The following is a 20,723-nucleotide window of genomic DNA, read 5'->3' as shown; positions in this document are numbered from 1 at the left end:
TCAGATCCAGGTGTCGAGCCACATGCGGGCGCGCCAGGCGTCCATGGGGATGGTCTGCCCGGTGTAGAGCGGGAAGAAGTAGATGAAGTTCCAGACGATCAGCAGCACCAGCGTGCCCGCGCCGACCGCGCCCCACATGCGGCGGCGTTCGCTGGAGCCGGGCGGCCCGAGGATCGCGCCGAGCATCATCGCGACCGCGAGGCACAGGAACGGCACGAAGACGACCGCGTAGAAGAGGAAGATCGTCCGCTCCTGGTAGCGGAACCACGGCAGGTATCCGGCCGCGATGCCGCAGGCGATCGCGCCGGCGCGCCAGTCGCGGCGGAAGATCCAGCGGTACAGGACGTACAGCAGGGCGAAGCACCCGGCCCACCACAGCAGCGGGGTGCCGATGGCGAGCACCTCGCGGGCGCAGCCGCCGGCCGCGGTGCAGCCGTCCTCGCCGAACTTGGGGGACTCGTAGAAGTACGACACCGGCCGGCCCAGGACCAGCCAGCTCCACGGGTTGGACTGGTAGGTGTGCGGGGCGTGCAGGTTGACGTGGAAGCTGTAGACCTGCGACTCGTAGTGCCACAGGCTGCGCAGCGCCGCCCAGGAGTCGGACAGGAAGCCGCCGTCGCCCTTGGCCCACTCGCGGTCGTAGCCCTTGCCGGTCGTGAACCAGCCGAGCCAGGACAGCAGATAGGTGACGGCGGCGACGCCGACCATGCTGAACGCCGCCCACAGCCCGTCCAGCCAGAACGCGGTGAGCCGGGGGTAGCGGGCGCCCGCCACCCGGCGGGCGCCGGCGTCCCACAGCACGGTGAGGACGCCGAAGAACGCCAGCACGTACAGGCCGTTCCACTTGGTGCCCGCGGCCAGGCCCAGGCAGATCCCGGCCGCGATCCGCCACGGGCGCACGCCCAGCCAGGTGAACGAGGCGACCCGGGCGTCCGGGCGGCCCGCGGGCAGGGCGGCGGCGAGCCGGGCCCGCGCGCGGTCGCGGTCGATCAGCAGGCAGCCGAAGGCGGCCAGTACGAAGAACATGACGACGAGGTCGAGCAGCGCGACGCGGCTCATCACGAAGTGCAGGCCGTCCACCGCCATCAGACCGCCCGCGAGGCAGCCCAGGGCCGTGGAGCGGAAGAGCCGGCGGCCGATCCGGCAGAGCATCAGCACCGACAGGGTGCCGAGCACCGCCATCGCGAAGCGCCAGCCGAAGGGGTTCAGCCCGAAGATCCACTCACCGGAGGCGATCACCCACTTGCCGACGGGCGGGTGCACCACGTACGCGGGGGCGTCGGAGAGCGGGACGGAGGGCGGGGTGGCGAGGATCAGGTCGTTGGCCTTCTCCGGCCAGCTGCCCTCGTAGCCGTACTGCAGGAGTGACCAGGCGTCCTTCGCGTAGTACGTCTCGTCGAATATCACCGCGTGCGGGCTGCCCAGGTTCCAGAACCGCAGCAGGCCCGCGAAGAGCGCCACCAGCAGCGGGCCGCCCCAGCCCGTCCAGCGGGCCAGCCGGGACGCCGCCGCCGGGCCCACGCCGAGCGCGGCCCAGGCCCGTGTCCCCGGCTCGGGGAACGGCTGGAGCAGGCGCTCGCGCACGTCGGGGCGCGGGCGGTCCGCGTAGCCGAAGCGGCGCAGCTGCCGCTGCCAGGGGCTCTGCTCCTCCGCGGCCTTCGGTGCGTCCTCGACCCGGTGCGCGTGCGTCGCGGTGTCACTCGTCACCGGGCCATCGTAGGGAAGCCGCATGTGTATGTGCTGAGGACCGGGCCAACCGGGGTACGCCGCCGTGCCGCGGCGGGCCCGGCCGGATGCGCGGCGGATGGGAGACTGGGGCGGTGACTAGCTCCGCAGGACCGGCCGCAGGCGTACTCGTACTCGCAGGGACCCCCATCGGCGACGTCGCCGACGCCCCGCCCCGGCTCTCCGCGGAGCTGGCCGGCGCCGACGTGATCGCCGCCGAGGACACCCGGCGGCTGCGCCGGCTCACCCAGTCCCTGGGCGTGACCACCACCGCCCGGGTCGTGTCGTACTTCGAGGGCAACGAGTCGGCCCGCACCCCGGAGCTGGTCACCGCGCTGGAGGAGGGCGCCCGGGTGCTGCTCGTCACCGACGCCGGGATGCCCTCGGTCTCCGACCCCGGCTACCGGCTGGTCGCGGCGGCCGTCGAGCGCGACATCCGGGTGACGGCCGTCCCCGGGCCGTCCGCCGTGCTGACCGCGCTCGCCCTCAGCGGTCTGCCCGTCGACCGCTTCTGCTTCGAGGGGTTCCCGCCCCGCAAGGCCGGTGAGCGGCGGGCCCGGCTCGGCGAGGCCGCCGGCGAGCGCCGCACCCTGGTCTACTTCGAGGCCCCGCACCGGCTCGCCGAGACCCTCGCGGCGATGGCCGAAGCCTTCGGCGCCGGGCGCCGCGCCGCCGTCTGCCGCGAGCTGACCAAGACCTACGAGGAGGTCAGGCGCGGCACCCTGCGGGAGCTGGCGGCCTGGGCCGCCGAAGGGGTGCGCGGGGAGATCACGGTCGTCGTGGAGGGCGCCCCGGAGACCGGGCCGGAGGAGCTGGACGCCACCGAACTGGTGCGCCGGGTCCGGGTCCGCGAGGAGGCGGGAGAACCCCGCAAGGAGGCGATCGCCGCCGTGGCGGCGGCGGCGGGACTGCCCAAGCGGGAGGTCTTCGACGCCGTGGTGTCCGCGAAGCACGCCGCGAACCGGTCCACAACCGGCTAAACGCGGCAGGGTGCAAAGTCCTATCGTGGGAGAGGGAAAAACCTGGGCCGCGTGCCCGGCCCCGTGTCACACACAGCCCAAAACTGGCTCAAGAAAGGGCACCCCCGCTATCGCCGGGGCCCGCCCGGGCGTTCGCTGATAGAGGGAAGTCCCGCTCCGGACGCCTCGTCCGGAGGGCATCAGGAGCTGCCATGAGCGAGACCATCGGAACCGATGGCACGGTTCGTGAGGCGTACGCCTTCGTCTGCATCAGCTGCGGGCGCGGATGGGAGCAGGCGTACGAGATCGAGCACCACGTCGACGCCCAGGGTCGCGAGACCGTCTGGTACATGGCGGACGGCAAGCGCGTTCCGTCCCCGCTGACCCGCCCGACGTGCGTGGAGTGCGAGAGCCACAAGGTCCGCATCATGCGGGCCGGGCAGGTCTCCGATGTCGCCGGGTCCTGGTCGGCCACCGCGACCGCCGGCCCCCTGCCCGCCGCCTCCGACATGCGCCGGGTCTCCGCCTCGCCCGCCGTGGAGGGCGCCGAGCGCCGGGCACGGCACTGGTCGCCCCGCAACCTGCTGCACCGCAGGAGGGACGCCGAGTAGCCGCCGCGGCGCCCCGCCTAGGATCTGGTGCATGCCCGAGCAGAACCAGAGCCAGAGCCGGCGCCCGAAGAAAGACGCGTCCGCCGCCCCTCCCCTCCCCGAGCCGCTCGCGGTCCCGGTGGCGGACTCGCACACCCATCTCGACATGCAGGAGGGCAGCGTCGAGGAGGCGCTGGCGAAGGCGGCGGCCGTCGGCGTGACGACCGTGGTCCAGGTGGGCTGCGACGTCGACGGCTCCCACTGGGCGGCGCGCACCGCCGGGGCGTACGAGGCGGTCTGGGCGGCGGTCGCCCTGCACCCCAACGAGGCTCCCCGGATCGTCCACGGGGACCCCGACGGCTGGAGCCGCCAGGGGGCCCGCGAGGCGGGCGGCCTGCCCGCGCTGGACGCCGCCCTCGCGGAGATCGAGGCCCTCGCCGCGCTCCCCCAGGTGCGCGGCGTCGGCGAGACCGGACTCGACTACTTCCGCACCGGGCCCGAGGGCGTCGAGGCCCAGCAGTACTCCTTCCGGCGCCACATCGACATCGCCAAACGGCACGGCAAGGCCCTGGTCATCCACGACCGCGAGGCCCACGCCGACGTGCTGCGCATCCTCGACGAGGAGGGCGCGCCCGGCACCGTCGTCTTCCACTGCTACTCAGGCGACGCCGAGATGGCCAAAGTCTGCGCCGACAAGGGCTACTACATGTCCTTCGCCGGCAACGTCACCTACAAGTCCGCGCAGGACCTGCGCGACGCGGTCGCGGTCGCCCCCGCCGAGCTGCTGCTGGTCGAGACGGACGCGCCCTTCCTCACCCCCGTCCCGCACCGCGGCCGGCCCAACGCGCCGTACCTGATCCCGGTCACCGTGCGGGCCATGGCCGCCGTCCGGGGAGCCACGGAGGACGAGCTGGCCGCGGCCGTCGGGGCCAACACCGCCCGCGCCTTCGGCTACTGACGACGCGTCGCGGGCGCGCCCTGCGCGTCGCGCGGTCGGCGTAACGCCGGGTGTCCGATTCCGGACGCGCGGCGGAGCGCGGCGGTGGCCGCCGAGGGCGGGGCGGGGCGCGCTGACCACGGGTGCGAGGCCCGTCGCGGGGTCCGTCACGGAGCCCTCGTCCGGCGACACGGCGTGACCGGCCGGCTTGGGAGAGTGATGAATCCTCCGCTATGGTCCCGGTTCGGTCCGAATCGGGCCGGGCCGGAGGTACGCCGTGAGCAACATCAGCAACGCGGGCACGACGCGGACCGGAGCACGGTCCCACGCGGACGGCCCCCACCGCGGGACGCCGGGCACGGCCCCCGCCGCCGAGGGTGTCGAGCCTCGTCCGGGGCGCGCGGCCGCCCGGCGCAGGCGCGCCGCGAGGCGCCCCGACGCGCTGAGCAGGCTGCTGCCCCAAGCCCTGGTCGTCGCCTTCCTGGCGGGCGGCAGCACCGCCTACCTGGCCGGCGGCAAGGCCGTGCAGCTCAGCGTGGACGGCCGGCCGCGCGCCCTGCACACCTTCGCCGGGAGCGTCGAGGAACTGCTGCAGCGCCAGGGCGTCGAGGTCGGCGACCACGACATCGTCGCCCCCGACCCCCGCGCGGCGCTGCAGGACGGCGACACCGTCGCCGTCCGCTTCGGCCGCCCGGTCGCGCTCACCCTCGACGGCAGGCCGCGGCGGATCTGGACCACGGCCGACACCGTCGACGGCGCCCTGCGCCAGCTGGGCGTGCGCGCGGACGGCGCCTACCTGTCCGCCTCCCGCGGCGAGGCCATCGGGCGGCACGGGCTGGAACTGGACGTTCGCACCGAACGCCAGGTGACCTTCCTCGTCGACGGCCGCGAACGGCCCGTCCGCACCAACGCCGCCACCGTCGGAGAGGCGCTGCACGACGCCGGCATCATGATGCGCGGCCTCGACGCCACCTCCGTCGACCCCGACAGCTTCCCCCGCGAGGGCCAGACGATCTCCGTCAAACGCATCCGCGGCCACGACGAGGTCCACGAGGAGCCGGTGCCCTTCCGCGTCGAGCGGACGAAGGACCCCTCGCTGTTCGAGGGCACCACCGCCGTCGACACCCGGGGCAGGAACGGGCTGCGCCGCGTCACGTACGCGTACCGCACGGTCGACGGGGTCCGGCAGAAGCCGCGCCGGATCGCCGAGGAGGTGCTGCGCAAGCCCGTGCGGCAGGTCGTTCGCGTCGGCACCAAACCACTCCCGGACAGCGTCCGGGGCGCCGACCACCTCAACTGGAAGGCGCTCGGCCAGTGCGAGGCGGGCGGCCGGCCCGATGCGGTCGACGCCTCCGGCACCTACGGCGGCCTCTACCAGTTCGACCAGCGCACCTGGCGCAACCTGGGCGGCCGCGGCCGCCCCCAGGACGCCTCGGCCAAGGAGCAGACGTACCGCGCCAAGCGCCTGTACATCCAGCGCGGTGCCGGCCCCTGGCCGGTCTGCGGCCGCAAGCTCCACTCGTAGTCCGCGGGAGGCCGCGCCGGGCCCGGATACCCTTGAGCGGTGAGCACCACCGACCACTCCGGTCCCGCCGACGACGCCCTGCTCGGCCCCGCCGACATCCGTGAGCTGGCCGCCGCGCTGGGCGTCCGCCCCACCAAGCAGCGCGGCCAGAACTTCGTGATCGACGCGAACACGGTGCGCCGCATCGTGCGCACCGCCGACGTCCGGCCCGACGACGTGGTCGTCGAGGTCGGCCCGGGACTCGGCTCGCTCACGCTGGCGCTGCTGGAGGTGGCCGAGCGCGTCACCGCCGTGGAGATCGACGACGTACTGGCCGCGGCCCTCCCCTCCACCGTCGCCGCCCGCCTGCCCGGCCGGGCCGACGGCTTCGCGCTCGTGCACAGCGACGCCCTGCGCGTCGAGGAGCTGCCCGGCCCGCCGCCCACGGCCCTGGTGGCCAACCTGCCGTACAACGTGGCCGTCCCGGTGCTGCTGCACATGCTCGCGACCTTCCCGAGCATCGAGCGCACCCTGGTCATGGTGCAGTCCGAGGTCGCCGACCGGCTGGCCGCCGGACCCGGCTCCAAGGTGTACGGAGTACCCTCGGTGAAGGCCGCCTGGTACGCGGAGGTCAAGCGGGCCGGCGCCATCGGCCGCAATGTCTTCTGGCCCGCCCCGAACGTCGACTCCGGACTGGTCTCGCTGGTCCGCCGCAAGGAGCCGCTCGCCACCACCGCCTCCCGCGAGCAGGTCTTCGCGGTCGTGGACGCCGCCTTCGCGCAGCGCCGCAAGACGCTGCGGGCCGCGCTGGCCGGCTGGGCGGGCTCGGCCGCCGCGGCCGAGGAGGCGCTGGTGGCCGCCGGAGTCTCCCCGCAGGCGCGCGGCGAGGCCCTGACCGTGGAGGAGTTCGCGGCGATCGCCGAGCACGGCGGGGGCGGCACCTCCCGGCGCTAGCAGAGGGCACAATGGGGGCGCCGCCGTGCCCGGCGCGACCGTCCCCGAACGTATCGCGCGCCGCACGACCCCCGCACCGAGGAGACCGCGCCAGTGACCCGCCGCCCCGCGTCCGTGACCGTCCGGGTCCCCGCCAAGGTCAACGTCCAGCTCGCGGTGGGCGGACCCCGCCCCGACGGCTTCCACGACCTGGCGAACGTCTTCCTCGCCGTCGGCCTGTACGACGAGGTCACCGTGACTCCCCTGGCCCCCGGCACGGGGGACCCCACCGCCGAGGAGCCGCGGATCACGGTCGCCGGACCGGACGCCGGCCAGGTCCCGGCGGACGCGAGCAACCTCGCCGCCCGCGCCGCCGTCGCGCTCGCCGCGCGGCACGGCCTGGAGCCGCGCGTCCACATCCACATCGTCAAGGACATCCCCGTCGCCGGCGGCATGGCCGGCGGCAGCGCCGACGCCGCGGGCGCCCTCGTCGCCTGCGACGCGCTGTGGGGCACCGGCGCGAGCCGCGAGGAACTGCTCGCGATCTGCGCCGAGCTCGGCAGCGACGTCCCCTTCAGCCTGGTGGGCGGCGCCGCCCTCGGCCGGGGCCGCGGCGAGCTGCTGGAGCCACTGGAGACCGGCGGCACCTTCCACTGGGTCTTCGCCGTCGCCGACGGCGGCCTGTCCACCCCCGAGGTCTACCGCGAGTGCGACCGGCTGCGCGGCGACGCGGCGGTGCCGGAGCCGGAGGCCTCCCCGGCTCTGATCGAGGCGCTGCGCACCGGTGACGCCGTCGCCCTCGCCGCCTCCCTGGCCAACGACCTGCAGCCCGCCGCACTGTCCCTGCGGCCCTCGCTGGCCGCGACCCTCGCCGCGGGCACCGGGGCCGGCGCCCTGGCCGCCCTGGTCTCCGGCTCCGGCCCCACCACCGCCTTCCTCGCCAAGGACGCCGAGTCCGCGCACGCCGTCGCCGGCGCCCTCGCCGCCTCCGGCACCTGCCGCACGGTCCGGGTCACCACCGGCCCCGCCCAGGGCGCGACCCTGCTCTGAGTAGCCGTACTCACCCGAATCCGGGACGAGTTGAGTAGGGCGGGCCTGACGGAACGCCGCCCCGGCGCGGGATCGTGCCGCCATGGGGATGACAGCCGGAGAGGCGGCCGCGGTGCGCCCGGCGCTGCAACCGCTGACCTGGGCCCTGGTCGAACGCGCGGGCCGCACCGGGGGATGAGGCGGGCATCAGCCCACCCGGCCGACCTTGAGGACCAGGACGGTGACCGTCTCGGCGTCAGGCCGGTACAGAACACGCCAGTCGCCCACGGACAGCCGCAAGTACCCCGAACCTCCCAGGGCGCGCGCTGTCGGCGGACGCGGTTCCCGGGCCAGGTCCCGGACGGCGGCCGCGCACGCCTTCGCACCCACCGGATCGAGGAGGCGCAGGCGGCGGAACTCGTCCATGGCCTGGTGCTGCCAGACGACGGTGTGTGTCACGAGGCCTCGGCCTGACGATCCTCGTCCTCCAGCCGGGCCATGAACTCGTCATGCGTCAGCGCGGGACCGGTGGGGGCCGATTCGCGGGCCGCCGACTCGGCCGCGTCCGCCGCGTCGCGCAGACGCTGCAGTTCCTCGAGTTCGCTTATCGGGATGAGCGCGGCGGCGGGTTTGCCGTACTCGCTGATCAGGATGTGTTCATGCCCGTGCCGGACCCGGCCGACGAGCTGCCCGAGCTGGTTGCGCGCTTCCACGAGCGGATACGTATCCATGAGGGAAATGTACAGACCTGCGGCTGTGTACGGTGGGCGATTCGCCGGAGACGGGCGGGCCCACCCGCACGGGTGCCCGCGCGGGGGCGGCCGGGCCCGAGGGGTGAGGGCGCCGCACTACCCTGGGAGGTCGTTCTTTCGTAGTGACAGGAGTCCCATGGCCGTCAACCTGGTCAACGTCGAGTCCGTCAGCAAGGTGTACGGAACGCGCACCCTGCTGGACGGGGTCTCGCTCGGCGTATCGGAGGGCGACCGCATCGGTGTCGTCGGCCGCAACGGCGACGGGAAGACGACCCTGATCCGCATGCTGGCGAAGCAGGAGGGGCCGGACACCGGGCGGGTGACGCACACCTCTGACCTGCGGCTGGGCGTGCTGACGCAGTACGACAGCCTGGACCCGCAGGCCACCATCCGGCACGAGGTGGTCGGCGACCGCCCGGATCACGAGTGGGCAGGCGACGCCAGGATCCGCGACGTGCTCACCGGGCTCTTCGGCGGGCTCGGCCTGCCCGGCTTCCCGCAGGGGCTGGACACGGTGATCGGACCGCTGTCCGGAGGCGAGCGCCGGCGGATCGCCCTGGCGAAGCTGCTCATCGCCGAGCAGGAACTGCTCGTGCTCGACGAGCCCACCAACCACCTCGACGTCGAGGGCATCGCCTGGCTGGCCGGCCACCTGCAGACCCGCCGCTCGGCCCTGGTGTGCGTGACCCACGACCGCTGGTTCCTGGACCAGGTCTGCACCCGCATGTGGGACGTGCAGCGCGGTGACGTCCACGAGTACGAGGGCGGCTACAGCGACTACGTCTTCGCCCGCGCCGAGCGCGAGCGGATCGCCGCGACCGAGGAGGTCAAGCGGCAGAACCTGATGCGCAAGGAGCTGGCCTGGCTGCGCCGCGGCGCCCCCGCCCGCACCAGCAAGCCGCGCTTCCGCATCGAGGCGGCCAACGAGCTGATCGCCGACGTGCCGCCGCCGCGCGACAACGCCGAACTGATGAAGTTCGCCACGACCCGGCTGGGCAGGACCGTCTTCGACCTGGAGAACGTGACCGTCCAGGCCGGGCCCAAGGTGCTCCTGAAGCATCTGACCTGGCAGCTGGGCCCCGGCGACCGGGTCGGTCTGGTCGGCGTCAACGGCGCGGGCAAGACGTCCCTGCTGCGGGCGCTCGCGGACGCCGCCGCCAGCGAGGGCGAGAAGCAGCCCGCGGCGGGCAAGGTCGTCGTCGGCAGGACCGTGCGGCTGGCCTACCTGTCGCAGGAGGTCGCCGAACTCGACCCCGCGCTGCGGGTGCTGCAGGCCGTGGAGTCGGTGCGCGGCCGGGTCGACCTCGGCAAGGGCCGGGAGATGACGGCGGGTCAGCTCTGCGAGAAGTTCGGGTTCACCAAGGAGAAGCAGTGGACCCCGGTCGGCGACCTCTCCGGCGGTGAGCGGCGCCGGCTGCAGCTGCTGCGGCTGCTGATGGACGAACCCAACGTGCTCTTCCTCGACGAGCCCACCAACGACCTGGACATCGAGACCCTGACCCAGCTGGAGGACCTGCTCGACGGCTGGCCCGGCTCGATGGTGGTCATCTCCCACGACCGCTATTTCCTGGAGCGCACCACCGACCGGGTCTTCGCCCTGCTCGGCGACGCGACGCTGCGCATGCTCCCGCGCGGCATCGACGAGTACCTGGACCGGCGCCGCGCGGCGGTCGAAGCGGCCGCCCCCGCGCCCGCCCCGGCCAAGCCGAAGGGCGGCGGTGACAGCCGCGCGGCCAAGAAGGAACTGCAGCGCGTCGAGCGGCAGCTGGACAAGATCGGCGAGAAGGAGTCGAAGCTGCACAACGCCATCGCCGAGAACGCCACCGACTTCGAGAAGGTGGCCGAACTCGACCTGGAGCTGCGGTCGCTGGCCGCCGAGCGTGAGGAACTGGAGATGCGCTGGCTGGAGCTGGCGGACGAGGTGTAGCAGTGCCGTAACGGTCCTTCGGCGCGGGGGCGGAACGCTGTGTGACCGGTGGTACAAAGAGGGTCACCGTCCGCCCCGAACGCCTGTGCCCGAAAGGTGCCGTTGATGTCGCAGCCGCCGCCTCCCCCCGGCGACCAGCCCGGATTCGGGCCGCAGCCGCCTCAGTACGGTTACCCGCCGCAGCAGCCGAACCCGTACGCCCAGCCGCCGACGCAGCCGCAGGGGCAGCAGTCGCCGCCCCCGCCGCCGGGCCCGTACGGCCCCAACCCGTACGCCCAGGCGCCCACCCAGCCCCTTCCCGGGTACGGCTGGCAGCCCTACCCGCAGTACCCGCAGCCGCCCAGGCGCGGCAACGGCAAGGTGGCCGGGATCGTGGCGGCGGCGATCGCGGCGGTCCTGGTGGTCGGCGCGGGGGTGTTCCTGGTCGCGAACGGCGGGGACGACGGGCCCTCGGACACCCCGTCGAAGGGGGGCAGCACCCGGCCGGCCGGCGACGGCCCGCTCAAGGCCCGCGCGCTGTGGGACAAGAGAGCGGTGCGGCCGTCCAAGGCGGAGATCACCGCCCCGGTGGCGGAGACCTGGTTCACCGGGGACGCGGTCGTCAAGACGATGCCGGACGCGCTGCGTTCCTTCGACATCGACAGCGGCAAGGAGAACTGGTCGATACCCCTGTCCGGCGACTCCTGCCCGGGCCCGGAGTCGGCGTCCGGCGACCGCCTGGTGCTGCAGTACGGGACGGACTGCGACAGCGTGATCGCGGTCGACATCGCCCAGGGCAGGAAGCTGTGGGCGAAGAAGCTGCCCAGCCCGAACGGCCGGACCTCGCACAGCTACTCGCAGATCGCGCTCACGGGCGACACGGCGGCCGTCTCCTGGATCGGGGGTTCGGTCGCGTACAGGATCAGCACCGGTGCGGTGCTGTGGACGCCCAAGGCCGGTTCGGAGTGCGCCGACAAGGGCTACCACGGGGGCGCCGTGCTCGTCGCGGTCGTCGAGTGCGGCGGCTTCGGCGGTGATGAGTACGTGCAGGGCCTGGGCGAGGGCGGCGCCAAGAAGTGGTCCTGGCAGGTGCCGAACGGCAGTGAGGTGTACAGCGTCATCTCCACGGACCCGGTGGTCGTGGGGCTGTCGGCGGGCAGTCTGTCGATGACCGACATCGTGTACCTGGACGGCGGCAGGATGAAGAGCCGCATCTCGCTGGGCGCGGGCGGGGCCGAGGCCACGTACCGGATCCACTGCGAGGACAACCGGTGCACCAATGTCGCCGTCGACGGCACGACCATCTACCTGCCCACCAAGACCCATTCGGGCAGCGGCACCTCCTACTCGCAGACCAACGAGATCGCCGCGCTCGACCTCGCCACCGGCAAGCCGAAGTGGCTCGCCAAGCCCGACCAGGAGCGCGAGGTCAAGGTCGTCGGGATCAGCGGCGGCAAGGTCGTGGCGTACCAGAAGAACACCTACGACAAGCCGGGACGCCTGCTGCGGCTCGACCCCGCGACCCGCAGGTTCACGGTGTTCATGGAACTGCCCGAGAGCGGCAAGGACCTGGAGAACGACTTCCTCGACAGCGACTCGGGCTGGTGGCTGTACAAGGACCACTTCTTCCTGACCTCCGACCACATCTCGGCCTCGGCCAACCTGACGGACCGCTCCATCGCCGCCTTCGGCTGACCGGGCCGAGGGAGGCGGTGCGCGGGCCGCTCAAACAAGCACACCCGGCCCCAAGTCGGCCATGTTTGGGGATAATGCGGATTTAGGGAGGCTTCTGCCGAGTAGGGGGCGCACAGCGTCGAACAAGCGTGTACCTTCCCGGGCATGGCCCGGGCCCGCCGCGGGTGCACCGGCGGTATGCCGCACGGGCTTCGCCGCGGCATGTGAAAGGGGACCGGCTTGGACTCGGTGGGCAGGTCCGCACCAGTCCATGGGGGGATGAGGGGGACGCCCATGGGCGTACGGCTCGTCGTCGTCGACGACCATCGTCTGCTGGCCGAGGCGCTCGCCTCGGCGCTGAAGCTGCGCGGGCACCGGGTGCTCGCGGCGGCCGCGCCCGCTTCGGGTGCGGCGGATCTCGTACTGAGCCGGTCGCCCGAGGTGTGCCTGATCGGCACGGCGGCGCCCGCCGAGCCGGGTGCCTTCGACGCGGTCGTCCGCATCAAGCGGGAGCGGCCCGGGGTGGCGGTGCTGGTGCTCGGGCCGGTGCCCAACCCGCGGGGGATAGCCGCCGCGTTCGCCGCCGGCGCCTCCGGCTACGTACGGCACGACGAGCGGATCGAGGGCGTCGAGCGGGCGATGGCCAAGGCGCGCGCCGGCGAGGTGGCGGTGGCGCCCGCACTGCTGCAGGGCGCGTTCGCCGAGTTGCTCAACCCGGTGGCCGAGCCGGACGACGAGGGCACCAGGCTGATGCAGATGCTCACCCCGCGCGAGGTCGAGGTGCTGCTGCGGGTCGCGGAGGGCGAGGACACCCGGCTGATCGCGGCCGGGATGCGGATCGCCCCGAGCACCGCCCGTACGCATGTGCAGCGGGTGCTGATGAAGCTGGGGGTGGGCTCCCGGTTGGAGGCCGCCGCGCTGGCGGCCCGTACGGGCCTGCTGGACCGGGTCAGCCATCATTTCCCGGGCGGTGCGACGATCCCTCCTCAGGCGTCTCCTGTGCGGCGGGCGGGGGAGGAGGGGGACTGAGCTTCATCCACAGGAGGAAGAGCAGTCCCAGCACCAGCATGCCGATCCCCGTCCAGAGGTTGATGTTGATGCCCTGGGCCTTGGCGATGTCCGCGTCGGAGGCCGTGATCCCGGCGATGGTCACGATCACCCCGTAGACCACGAAGAGGCCGCCGATGACGCGGCGCACGTCGAAGAGGCGTGCCGCCGAGGCCGACTCGTGCTCCAGGTCCTCGATGCGGTGCTGGAAATCCGGCTCGTTGCCGTACTCGCTCACGACGTCACCTCACAGGGAGAAGGGGATGTAGCACAGCGCGGCCAGGAGGACGGCTCCCCAGCCGAGCAGCGCGGGCCTGCGGTACCAGGCGTCGTCGCCCCTGGCGGGCGGTTCGGCCATGCCGGGGGAGGTGGTCCCGTAGACGAGTCCGGCCAGCGACTCGACCGGCTTGGGCTTGGTGAACCACGAGACGAGGACCATCACCACACCGCCGACGACGAAGGCGGCGATGGCGGAGACGAAGTTGGCGCCCTGGTCGCTGGGGATCGAGATCAGGCCGCCCTTGTAGAACCAGAAGTAGTTGATCATCGCGGCGACCGTGCCGCTCAGCAGCCCCCAGAAGCCGGCGGCGGCGGTGGAGCGCTTCCAGAACATGCCGAGGATGAAGACGCAGAACAGCGGCACGTTGAAGAACGAGAACAGCGTCTGCAGGTAGTTCATGATGTTGCTGAAGGACGAGGCGATGAAGGCCGTGCCCATGCCGATCAGCACGCCGATCGCGGTCACCACGCGGCCGGTGGTGACGTAGTACTGGTCGGGTCGGCCGCGCCGTACGTAGGCGCCCCAGATGTCGTACGTGAAGACGGTGTTGAAGGACGACACGTTGGCCGCCATGCCGGCCATGAAGGCGGCGAGCAGGCCCGTGATCGCGATGCCGAGGACGCCGTTGGGGAGCAGGTCGCGCATGAGCACCGGGATCGCGTCGTTGTACTGGAGCCCGCTGCCCGGCTGGCCGATGCCCGGCTCCATGACGAGCGCGATCAGTCCCGGCAGGACGACGATCAGCGGGATGAAGATCTTGGGGTACGCGGCGATGAGCGGGGTGCGCTGGGCGGCCGAGAGGTTCTTGGCGGACAGGGCGCGCTGCACCTCGGCGAAGTTGGTCGTCCAGTAGCCGAAACTGAGGACGAAGCCGAGGCCCAGCACGATGGTCAGCCAGTTCGCCCCCAGCGGGTTGGGCGAGCCGATGCCGGTGCCGTCCCAGGCGGTGAGGAACGCGGCGCCGTGGGAGTCGGTGAGCGAGTCCGTCAGCCCGGACCAGCCGCCGACCCGCTTCAGGCCGACGACGGTGAGCGGGATCAGCGCCGCGAGGATCACGAAGAACTGCAGCACCTCGTTGTAGATGGCCGAGGAGAGGCCGCCGAGGGTGATGTAGAAGAGCACGAAGAAGCCGGAGACGACGATCGCCACCCACTGGGGCCAGCCGATCAGGGCCTCCAGCACGATCGCCATGGCGTAGAGGTTGACGCCCGCGATCAGCAGTGCGGACACCGCGAAGATGATCGAGCTCAGCAGGTGCGAGGCGGGTCCGAAGCGGTGCAGCAGGAACTCCGGTACGGAGCGGACCTTGGAGCCGTAGTAGAACGGCATCATCACCAGGCCGAGGAAGACCATGGCCGGAATGGCGCCGATCCAGTACCAGTGCACCGTGTACGCGCCGTACTGTGCGCCGTTGGCGGCCATCCCCAGGATCTCGGTCGCGCCCAGGTTGGCGGCGATGAACGCCAGACCGGTGACCCAGGCGGGCAGCGACCGGCCCGACAGGAAGAAGTCGAGGCTGGTCCGGATGGCGCGGCGGGCGGCGAAACCGATACCGAGGACGACGACGAAGTAGATCGCGAGGATCGAGTAGTCGAGCGCGTTCGTGGGGAGCCGTAGCCCTTCTGCAAGGTTTTGCATGGTTTGATCACTCCCCGCAACGGGGTCTCCGTTGACGTTGCTGTTGTGTTGTGGTTCATTGTGTTTGGTTCTGTTTGTTGGCGTGGTGAGGAGCCCGCAGGGTGAAGAAGACATCGACCCGACTCGCCGACGGGCGCGAGCTGATCTATTACGACCTGCGCGACGACGAGCCCCGCGACGCCGTCGACCGCCGTCCGCTGGACCCGGTGACCAGCGCCTCGGAGATCCGCCACGACCCGCTGCTCGGTGACTTCGTCGCCATCGCCTCCCACCGTCAGACCCGCACCTACCACCCGCCCGCGGACGAGTGCCCGCTCTGCCCGTCCCGGGACGGGAGGTTGAGCGAAATCCCGGACGACCACTACGACGTGGCCGTGTTCGAGAACCGCTTTCCCTCGCTCACCGGAAAACATGGCCGCTGCGAGGTCGTCTGTTTCACCGACCGGCACGACAGGTCGTTCGCCGACCTCACCCCGGAGCAGGCACGGCTCGTCCTCGACGCCTGGACCGACCGCACGGCCGAACTCTCCCGGTTGCCCGGCGTCGAGCAGGTCTACTGCTTCGAGAACCGCGGCGAGGAGATCGGCGTCACCCTCGGCCACCCGCACGGCCAGATCTACGGCTACCCGCACGCCACCCCGCGCACCGAGCTGATGCTGCGTTCGCTGGAGCGGCACCGCGAGGCCACCGGCGGCCGCAACCTCTTCGACGACCTCCTGGCGCGCGAGCGCGAGGACGGCAGCCGGATCGTGCTGGAGGGCGAGCACTGGACGGCGTTCGTGCCCTACTCCGCGCACTGGCCGTACGAGGTGCACCTCTACCCCCGCCGCAGGGTGCCGGACCTGACGGCCCTGGACGAGGCGGCCCGCGCCGAGTTCCCCGGGATCTACCTGGAACTGCTGCGCCGCTTCGACCGGATCTTCGGCCCCGCGGGCCCTTACCGGCCGGAGGCCGCGGCGGAGCCGCCGACCCCGTACATCTCGGGCTGGCACCAGGCGCCGTTCGGCAGCGCGCAGCGCGAGGAGTTCGCGCTCCACCTGGAGCTGTTCACGATCCGCCGCACCAAGGGCAAGCTCAAGTACCTGGCGGGCTCCGAGTCCGGCATGAGCGTCTTCATCAACGACGTGCCGCCGGAGACCGCCGCGAGCCGCCTGAGGGAGGTCGCCTCGCCGTGAGCGTCGTCCGTGTGACCGCCCCCTCGAACCCCGCCGTGACCGCCCCCTCGAACCACGCCGTGCCGCACTCCCGGCGGACGTTCATGCGGCGCCGCTACCGTGGCCCCGAGTCGAACCCGAGAAAGGCTGTGACCCTGTGAGCGACCCTCGCCCGAAGAAGGTTCTGGTCACCGGAGGCGCCGGTTACGTCGGCAGCGTCGTGGCGGCCCATCTGCTGGAGGCGGGGCACCGGGTCACCGTCCTGGACGACCTGTCGACCGGCTTCCGGGACGGGGTCCCCGAGGGGGCCGACTTCGTCGAGGGACGCGTCCAGGACGCGGCGAAGGTGCTCGACGCCACCTACGACGCCGTACTGCACTTCGCCGCCAGTTCCCAGGTCGGCGAGTCCGTCGTCCACCCCGAGAAGTACTGGCGCAACAACGTCGCCGGCACGCTGGACCTGCTCACCGCCATGCGTGACACCGGGGTGCGGCGGCTCGTCTTCTCCTCCACCGCGGCCACCTACGGCGAGCCGAAGTCCGTCCCGATCACCGAGGACGACCCGGCGCTGCCGACCAACCCGTACGGCGCGTCCAAGCTGGCCGTCGACCACATGATCACCAGCGAGGCCGTCGCCCACGGCCTGGCCGCGGTCTCGCTGCGCTACTTCAACGTCGCGGGCGCCTACGGGGCGTTCGGCGAGCGGCACGACCCCGAGTCGCACCTCATCCCGCTCGTGCTGCAGGTCGCCCAGGGCCGCCGGGAGGCGATCTCTGTCTTCGGTGACGACTACCCCACCCCCGACGGGACCTGCGTACGCGACTACATCCACGTCGCCGACCTGGCCGAGGCGCACCTGCTCGCCGTCGACGCGCCGGCCCCCGGCGAGCACCTGATCTGCAACCTCGGCAACGGCAACGGATTCTCGGTGCGCGAGGTCGTCGAGACCGTCCGCCGGGTCACCGGTCACCCCGTCCCCGAGGTCGTCGCCCCGCGCCGCGGCGGCGACCCGGCCGTGCTGGTCGCCTCCGCCGAGCGGGCCAAGGAGCGCCTCGGCTGGCGTCCCTCGCGCACCGACCTCGACGACATCGTCCGCGACGCCTGGACCTTCGCGCAGGACCTGCAGAACCGGGAGGGCACCAAGTGAGCGAGGACGGCTTCCGCGCCACGTACGGCACCGGCCCCGAGGGCGTCTGGGCCGCCCCCGGCCGGGTGAACCTGATCGGCGAGCACACCGACTACAACGACGGCTTCGTGATGCCGTTCGCCCTGCCGCACGCCACCGTGGCCGCGGTCGCGCGCCGCGCCGACGGGCGGCTGCGGCTGCACACCGGCTCCCCGGACGTCCCCGCCGGCGTCGTCGAACTGCACGTCGACGAACTCGAACCCGGCGGCGGCGCCGGCTGGGCCGACTACCCCGCGGGCGTCATCTGGGCACTGCGCGACGCCGGGCACGAGATCACCGGCGCCGACGTCCACTTCGAGAGCACCGTTCCCACCGGCGCCGGGCTGTCCTCCTCGGCCGCGCTGGAGGTCGTCACCGCCGTCGCGCTCAACGATCTCTACGGACTCGGCCTGGAGCGGTGGCGGATCGCCCGGCTCTGCCAGCGCGCCGAGAACGTCTACGTGGGCGCCCCCACCGGGATCATGGACCAGACCGCCTCGGCCTGCTGCACCGAGGGGCACGCCCTGTGGCTCGACACTCGCGACCTGTCGCAGCGCCAGATCCCCTTCGACCTCGCCTCCCAGGGTTTGCGGCTGCTCGTCGTCGACACCCGGGTCACCCACGCCCACAGCGAGGGCGAGTACGGCAAGCGGCGGTCGGGCTGCGAGGAGGCGGCGGCGCTGCTCGGCGTGGAGGCGCTGCGGGACATCCCGTACGAGGGTCTCGACGACGCCCTCGCCCGGGTCGAGGACCCCGGACTGCGGCCGCTGGTACGGCACGTGGTCACCGAGGACCGCCGCGTCGAGCGCGTCGTGGAACTGCTGGAGACGGGAGACGCGCGCGCCATCGGGCCGGTGCTGACGGAGGGCCACGCCTCGCTGCGCGACGACTTCAAGGTCTCCTGCCCGGAACTGGACCTGGTGGTGGCGGCCGGTGTGGAGGCGGGCGCCCTCGGCGCGCGCATGACCGGCGGCGGCTTCGGCGGTTCGGCGATCGTGCTGGTGGAGGAGTCCGCGGCGGAGAAGACCGCCGAGGCGATCGCCGGCGCCTTCGCCACGGCCGGTCACCGCGAGCCGCGGGTCTTCACCGCGGTGCCGTCGGCGGGGGCCCGCCGGCTGGCGTGAGCCCGTAGGGGGCGGGGGCGGCACCGGCAGGACGCACGGTGCCGCCCCCGCCCTTTCGTCACACCAGGCAGGGGACCTCGGTCCCGCCGCGTCGCACGCCGTTCTCCGTCCACCGTTAGGGAAAACCGCACCACGGGACATCCCGCGGCACGTGCCGCGGGAACTCCGTCCTGCAAGTTTTTCCATTCGGGCGCCTTTGTCTGCTCCTGCCCCTACGCTTTTTGGCAGCGCCGGTGGGGGCCGGCGGCATCAGGGGGCGAGACACAAGGGTTCGGCACCTGGTTGGGGACGGCTGCTAGCCCGGCGGCGTGCGGCGTCCGCTCCAGGTGCCGGCCCTCCGTGCACATCGACCTCGTCCGTGGGGGGAAGTGCCGAATGCCGGGAGTGGGGCCCGTGGGACGTATCCGCGTTCTCGTCGTCGACGACCACCGCATCTTCGCCGAATCGCTCGCGGCCGCCCTCGCGGCCGAACCGGACGTCGACGTCTCGGCCGCCGGGAGCGGGGCGGCCGCCCAGCGCTGCCTGGAACGGGCGGCCTCCGACGGCCGCCGCTACGACGTACTGCTGGTCGACGCCGACCTGGGGGCCACCTCCGCGGTGGGCGTCCGGGTGATCGGCCCGCCCAAGGCCGCCCCGCCGGGCGCGGCCGACGGCGGGGCGCAGGCCGGACTCGACGGCATCGCCCTGGTGGAGCGCGTGCGTTCCGAGCATCCCGACACCCGGACGGTCGTGCTGGCGGAGCGGGACGACGCGCGCCGGGCCGCCCGGGCCCTGCAGGCCGGCGCCTCCGGCTGGGTCGCCAAGGACTGCTCGCTGTCCCGGTTGCTGGCCGTGATGCGCGGCGTCCTGCGCGACGAGACGCACCTGCCGCCCGCGCTGCTCACCGGTGTGCTACGCGAGCTGACGGCCGCCCGCCGGCACCGCACGGAGAGCGAGCGGCTGGTGGAGTCGCTCACCCCGCGGGAGCAGGAGGTGCTGCGCTGCATGGTGGCCGGCCTGGGCCGAAAGGCGGTCGCCGAACGGCTCTACCTGTCGCCGCACACGGTCCGCACCCACATGCAGAACGTGCTGGGGAAGCTGGGCGTCCACTCGACGCTGGCCGCCGTGGCGCTGGCCCGGCGGGCCGGAGTGCCCCCGGTCGACGGTGACGGCGGCCGCGTGGGTTCGGCGGCCCCCGTCCAGCACGTCTGACGGCACGGCGCGCGGCGGATCGCCCTCCCCGTGACCGGGGAGAGCGACCCGCCGGGTCACCGCGGATACCCGCGGTTATTCACCGCCGACGCCGGTGACCGGCGCCGAGCGGCTGGTGTCACGGTCGTTGGCACGGTCGCGGTGCTGACCGTTGTCCTGACCGCGGTCATTGAGGCCGTCGAACGGGTCGCGGCCGTTGTCGTTCCGGCGGCTGTCACCGGCGTCGTCGAATGGGTCGCTCTCGTTGTTGCCGTGGCCGTTGTCGCCCCGGCCGTTACCGCCGTTGCCACCGTGGCCGTTGTCGCCCCGGCCGTTACCGCCGTTGCCACCGTGGCCGTTGTCGCCCCGGCCGTTGCCACCGCGGCCGTTGTCACGGCAGTTGAAGCCACCGTTCAGGCCGGGGACGCCGACGAAGCCGGGTCCACCGACGAAGCCGGGTCCACCGATACCGCCGACGCCACCGACACCGCCGATGCCGCCGACCCCACCGGGTCCACCGACGAAGCCGGGACCGCCGACGCCACCGACACCACCGATGCCGCCGACACCGCCGACCCCACCGGGTCCACCGACGAAGCCGGGACCGCCGACACCGCCGACACCGCCGACCCCACCGGGTCCACCGACGAAGCCACCGATACCACCGACGCCACCGACACCGCCGCGGCCGCCGCCGGGGCCGTCGCTGCGCTTGGCGAGGGCGACGCTGTCCAGGGGGTCCTCAGCGCGGTTGTCCTCGCGGAACGGGTCGTCCACGCCGTTGAAGCGCTGGTCGCCGCGGCCGTGCTCGCGACCGCCGTGCCCGTTGTTGCGGCAGACGCCGATCCCGCCGATCCCGCCGACGAAGCCCGGGACGCCGATCCCTCCGACGCCACCGACACCGCCGATCCCGCCGACACCGCCCACGCCGCCGACACCGCCCACGCCGCCCACGCCACCGACACCGCCGGTGCCGCTGCACCAGGCGGGTGACGGACCGACGTTGGCCACGAAGCGGGCCGAGGACCAGGCCCAGAGGTTGCCGCTGAGCTGGTACCAGCGCGGGTTGCCGGCGATGGGGCTGCCTACGGATTTGCAGACGATGGCCACCAGGGCGTTGAAGGGGATGACGCCGA

The 20,723-nt window shown here is 72.9% G+C and carries 19 protein-coding genes; 14 read left to right on the top strand and 5 right to left on the bottom strand.

The genetic code is table 11. The features are described 5' to 3' along the window. Positions 1–1,731, bottom strand: a complete 1,731-nt coding sequence (locus tag B085_RS0117350) for a dolichyl-phosphate-mannose--protein mannosyltransferase (RefSeq protein ID WP_037731843.1) — start codon at positions 1,729–1,731, stop codon at positions 1–3. A 62-nt stretch (positions 1,732–1,793) separates the two neighbouring features. Here B085_RS0117350 and rsmI point away from each other — a divergent pair, with 62 nt between their 5' ends. The 6 genes from rsmI (at position 1,794) to B085_RS0117320 (ending at position 7,698) form a co-directional block, all read left to right on the top strand. Further along, the gene (gene rsmI, locus B085_RS0117345) at positions 1,794–2,705 is read left to right on the top strand and encodes a 16S rRNA (cytidine(1402)-2'-O)-methyltransferase (protein WP_051102085.1); all 912 of its coding nucleotides are present in this window, start codon (positions 1,794–1,796) and stop codon (positions 2,703–2,705) included. Positions 2,706–2,896: 191 nt separating this feature from the next. Next, positions 2,897–3,295: a hypothetical protein gene (locus tag B085_RS0117340; RefSeq protein ID WP_018559838.1), complete on the top strand. Its 399-nt coding sequence runs from the start codon at positions 2,897–2,899 to the stop codon at positions 3,293–3,295. Between the two features lie 31 nt (positions 3,296–3,326). Next, a complete protein-coding gene (locus tag B085_RS0117335) occupies positions 3,327–4,232 on the top strand; it encodes a TatD family hydrolase (RefSeq protein ID WP_018559837.1) in 906 nt (301 codons plus the stop codon). Between the two features lie 256 nt (positions 4,233–4,488). Then, on the top strand, positions 4,489–5,736 hold the full coding sequence (locus B085_RS0117330) for a resuscitation-promoting factor (protein WP_018559836.1): 1,248 nt from the start codon (positions 4,489–4,491) through the stop codon (positions 5,734–5,736). Positions 5,737–5,775: 39 nt separating this feature from the next. Further along, positions 5,776–6,669, top strand: a complete 894-nt coding sequence (gene rsmA, locus B085_RS0117325; protein WP_018559835.1) for a 16S rRNA (adenine(1518)-N(6)/adenine(1519)-N(6))-dimethyltransferase RsmA — start codon at positions 5,776–5,778, stop codon at positions 6,667–6,669. A 93-nt stretch (positions 6,670–6,762) separates the two neighbouring features. Next, positions 6,763–7,698: a 4-(cytidine 5'-diphospho)-2-C-methyl-D-erythritol kinase gene (locus B085_RS0117320; protein ID WP_018559834.1), complete on the top strand. Its 936-nt coding sequence runs from the start codon at positions 6,763–6,765 to the stop codon at positions 7,696–7,698. A gap of 186 nt (positions 7,699–7,884) precedes the next feature. Here B085_RS0117320 and B085_RS0117310 read toward each other — a convergent pair whose 3' ends face one another. Then, positions 7,885–8,136: a type II toxin-antitoxin system RelE family toxin gene (locus B085_RS0117310; protein WP_018559832.1), complete on the bottom strand. Its 252-nt coding sequence runs from the start codon at positions 8,134–8,136 to the stop codon at positions 7,885–7,887. Then, the gene (locus tag B085_RS45675; RefSeq protein ID WP_078619930.1) at positions 8,133–8,408 is read right to left on the bottom strand and encodes a type II toxin-antitoxin system Phd/YefM family antitoxin; all 276 of its coding nucleotides are present in this window, start codon (positions 8,406–8,408) and stop codon (positions 8,133–8,135) included. Before B085_RS45675 ends, B085_RS0117310 begins: the two co-directional genes overlap by 4 nt. A 157-nt stretch (positions 8,409–8,565) precedes the next feature. Here B085_RS45675 and B085_RS0117300 point away from each other — a divergent pair, with 157 nt between their 5' ends. The 3 genes from B085_RS0117300 (at position 8,566) to B085_RS0117290 (ending at position 13,038) form a co-directional block, all read left to right on the top strand. After that, positions 8,566–10,356, top strand: coding sequence for an ABC-F family ATP-binding cassette domain-containing protein (locus tag B085_RS0117300; protein WP_018559830.1), 1,791 nt, complete (start codon positions 8,566–8,568; stop codon positions 10,354–10,356). Between the two features lie 105 nt (positions 10,357–10,461). Next, positions 10,462–12,030 (top strand): PQQ-binding-like beta-propeller repeat protein, encoded by a 1,569-nt coding sequence (locus B085_RS42720; protein WP_018559829.1) that lies wholly within the window; start codon positions 10,462–10,464, stop codon positions 12,028–12,030. Between the two features lie 273 nt (positions 12,031–12,303). Then, on the top strand, positions 12,304–13,038 hold the full coding sequence (locus B085_RS0117290; RefSeq protein WP_018559828.1) for a response regulator transcription factor: 735 nt from the start codon (positions 12,304–12,306) through the stop codon (positions 13,036–13,038). Here the strand turns inward: B085_RS0117290 and B085_RS0117285 are convergent. Together B085_RS0117285 and B085_RS0117280 are read right to left on the bottom strand one after the other, a co-directional pair. Next, a complete protein-coding gene (locus B085_RS0117285; protein ID WP_026251128.1) occupies positions 12,959–13,294 on the bottom strand; it encodes a hypothetical protein in 336 nt (111 codons plus the stop codon). The genes B085_RS0117290 and B085_RS0117285 overlap by 80 nt on opposite strands. Before the next feature lie 9 nt (positions 13,295–13,303). Next, positions 13,304–14,974 carry a sodium:solute symporter family protein gene (locus tag B085_RS0117280; protein ID WP_018559826.1) on the bottom strand — a complete coding sequence of 557 codons (1,671 nt, stop codon included), beginning with the start codon at positions 14,972–14,974 and terminating at the stop codon, positions 13,304–13,306. Positions 14,975–15,075: 101 nt separating this feature from the next. Between B085_RS0117280 and galT the strand changes: the two genes are divergently transcribed. The 5 genes from galT to B085_RS50790 all read left to right on the top strand — a co-directional run bounded on the left by galT (position 15,076) and on the right by B085_RS50790 (position 20,580). Further along, positions 15,076–16,149, top strand: a complete 1,074-nt coding sequence (gene galT, locus B085_RS0117275) for a galactose-1-phosphate uridylyltransferase (RefSeq protein WP_018559825.1) — start codon at positions 15,076–15,078, stop codon at positions 16,147–16,149. A gap of 136 nt (positions 16,150–16,285) precedes the next feature. After that, positions 16,286–17,275 carry a UDP-glucose 4-epimerase GalE gene (gene galE, locus B085_RS0117265; protein WP_018559823.1) on the top strand — a complete coding sequence of 330 codons (990 nt, stop codon included), beginning with the start codon at positions 16,286–16,288 and terminating at the stop codon, positions 17,273–17,275. Beyond that, positions 17,272–18,417 (top strand): galactokinase, encoded by a 1,146-nt coding sequence (galK, locus tag B085_RS0117260; RefSeq protein ID WP_018559822.1) that lies wholly within the window; start codon positions 17,272–17,274, stop codon positions 18,415–18,417. The genes galE and galK overlap by 4 nt, the downstream gene beginning before the upstream one ends. Before the next feature lie 393 nt (positions 18,418–18,810). Then, complete coding sequence (locus B085_RS0117255; protein ID WP_018559821.1) at positions 18,811–19,608, top strand: response regulator transcription factor; 798 nt, start codon at positions 18,811–18,813, stop codon at positions 19,606–19,608. Between the two features lie 30 nt (positions 19,609–19,638). Then, positions 19,639–20,580, top strand: coding sequence for a hypothetical protein (locus B085_RS50790; RefSeq protein ID WP_234018589.1), 942 nt, complete (start codon positions 19,639–19,641; stop codon positions 20,578–20,580). Positions 20,581–20,723: the final 143 nt, after the last annotated feature.

The sequence above is a fragment of the Streptomyces sp. BoleA5 genome, assembly GCF_000373665.1.
In the GTDB taxonomy this organism is placed as follows: Bacteria; Actinomycetota; Actinomycetes; order Streptomycetales; family Streptomycetaceae; genus Actinacidiphila.
The sequence above is the reverse complement of the archived record's forward strand: the minus strand, read 5'-3'. Positions and strand labels throughout refer to the sequence as shown.